At 74.4% G+C, this 2578-nt stretch carries 1 pseudogene; it reads right to left on the bottom strand.

The annotated features are described in order from the left end of the window. Positions 1–2578, bottom strand: a pseudogene (locus AB0E96_RS40380) (hypothetical protein); the annotation flags it as partial.

The raw sequence follows: 2578 nt of genomic DNA, 5'->3' as shown, positions 1-2578 counted from the left end.
CGCTCGGCCAGAATGTCCTTCGCCGCCAGCGCGACGCCCACCGCGTCGTCCAGCGCGGGGCCTTCCAGTTCCTGGACCTCGATGGCGTTGCGCCGGGCCTCCGCGACGTCCCTTATATCCACGCGGGCCTGGGCCAGTTCCTGGTCCTGGCGCTCGCGGTCGGAGCTCTGCTGCGGGAGGGCCTGCTGCGGTGCGGACGGCTCGCGCCCGGAAACGGCCCGGGTGCTGGCGGCCACCTGCTCCTGGCGCTGCATCTCCTGCTCCAGGGCGGAGCGCTGGAGCTCGACCCGGCGGGCCTCCTCCTCCTGGGCGAAGGTGTCCACGACGGGGGCGGGCTCGGGGAGGTCGGGCAGATCCTCGGGCTCGGGCATGTCCCACTCGCCCTCGTCCACGGCCGGAGTCCCGGCGACAGGCTGGCCTGTCGCCCACCGGTAGGGCTGGAACTCGGGGTCGGGCTCCGACACCAGCTCGGCGGAGGGCTGTTCCACCTCGGCGGCGGGCCGTTCCACGGGCGCGGGCTCGACGTCGCCGGGGACGGTGGCGGGAGCCTGGGGCACCCCCTGCGGCTCGACCTCGGCGACGGCCGGCTGAGCCTCCTCGACGGCCTCGGCGACGGGCTGTTCCACGAATGGTTCGGCCTGTTCCACCTCGGCGCTGGGCTCGGCTTCGACGGCCGGCACCGCGGCCTCGGCCTCGACCGGGTCCAGCTCCGCCTCGGGCTCGGCCATGTCCCACGCGCCCGCGTCCCACTCCGATTCCAGGTCCGACTCGGGCCAGTCCTCCGGCCACTCCAGCCCGGGCTGGTCGACCTCGTCGACCGGCACGCCGCGCTTCTCCAGCTCGGCGGCGGCCTGCTCGGCGCGCTCGCGGGCCTCGGTGGTCTCCTCGTACCAGCCCTGGCGGGCGTCGTGGACGATCTCCAGCTTCGTCGCCCGCTCGGCCGCCTCCGCGGCGATCTGGGCGTAGGTCTCGGCCTCGTCGCGGAGCTCGGCGGCCTGCTGCGGGTCGCTCTCCTCCAGCTCGCCGGCGCGGATGCGCATCTGCGCGGCCTCGCGCAGCAGATCCTGCTGGCTCTCGTACGTGACCTGCATCTGGTCGGCGACGTGGGCGGGCGCCCACAGCTCCTCGCGCCGGTAGCGGTCCACCAGCTCTCGCAGGTCGCGGTCGGTCGCGCCGACCAGGTCGCGCCGGTCCTCCGGCTCACCCAACGCGCGCCATGCCCGCGACCAAGACGCCCGGACTTCGACGGCGCCTTCGGCCGGGGCCGGGCCGATCGCCAGCTTCTCGTGGTCGTAGCCGTGGGCCTCCCGGTACTGCATCACGTCGCTGGCCCGCTGCAGCCACTCCTCCCGCGCCGGGTCGTCGGCGTCCGGCACCGGGCCCAGCGTGGTGGAGGCCCACTCGGGCAGTTCCTCGGCGGCGGCCAGCTGCTCGGCCAGCGCGCGCTCGCGCGGTTCCACGATCTCGGAGAGCAGGCCGTGGGCGTACTCGCCCACCTCGCCCTCGACGTGCCGCAGACGCCAGTTCCACGTGGCCCGCTCGGCCGCGGCCTCAGCGCGCTCGGTGGCGGTGTCGTACCGCAGCTGGTCGACCTGTCCGGCCTGGAGAGTGGTGGCCATCTGCGTGGCCATGACCTGGGTCATCCAGTCCTGCTCGTGCTGGAGCTGGGCGGCCTGGGCCTCGTGGGCGTCCTGGAGCACCTGCATCTCGGCGGCGAGGCGGACCTGGGCCTGGGGGTCGTAGAACTGGGTGCCGACCACCCCGATCTGGGCGGCGGTCAGTTCCTCGGTGGTCAGCTCCGGGCTGAGACCGAGGGAGACGGCCTGCTGCATCTGCAGGACCTGGTCCAGGGCCTGGGCGTCGGCCTGGTCCAGCACCCGGTCGACCGGCTGACTCCACCAGTCGGACTCGCCGGACACCTGCGCGCCCGCGCCGGCGTCGGCGGTCTCCTCGTCGGCCAGCCGCAGCTCCTTCCACCACTGCCCCGGCTGGGCGGGGGTGGCGTCCTGGAGCGGGCGAGCGAACGGATCGGTGGGCCCGGCTTGCCTGGCCTCGGCCACGATCGGCCCCTCCAGCTCGGGCTCGGGCATGTCCCACTCGCCCTCGTCCCACACGGACTCGGCCAGCACCGACTCCGCCTCGGCCTTGGGCAGCCACCACTGCTCGGACTGGGCCTGGGCCTGCATCAGCTGCTGTTCCTGGGCCTGCTCGGCGGCCTCGGCCCGGCGCACGGCGGCCTGGTCGGCGGTGGCCCGGGCCTTCTCGGCGGTGGCCAGCGCGCCCTTGAGCCGGTAGTGCAGCGCCTTCGACGCGCAGTCGGCGTCCCCGAACGACCGCGAGCGGGCGACCCGGGCCAGCATCTCCTCGGCGTCGAACCCGTGCTGTTCCACGGTGCGGGCCAGCCGCACCACGGAGTTCCACGGCTTGCCGTCCAGCTCCTCGACGGCGCGGTGGTAGACGCCTTCGCCGACCGCGTCAACCAGCACCCGGCGGAAGCGGAGGTCGTCGGCCTGGGTGACCAGGTCCTCCAGCAGCGGGGAGACCTGGTCAATCCGCTCGGCAGCCTCCAGGATCTCGG

The organism is Kitasatospora sp. NPDC036755, assembly GCF_040636595.1.
Lineage (GTDB): Bacteria > Actinomycetota > Actinomycetes > Streptomycetales > Streptomycetaceae > Kitasatospora.
Note: the sequence above shows the minus strand (reverse complement) of the source record. Positions and strands in the feature narration are given on the sequence as shown.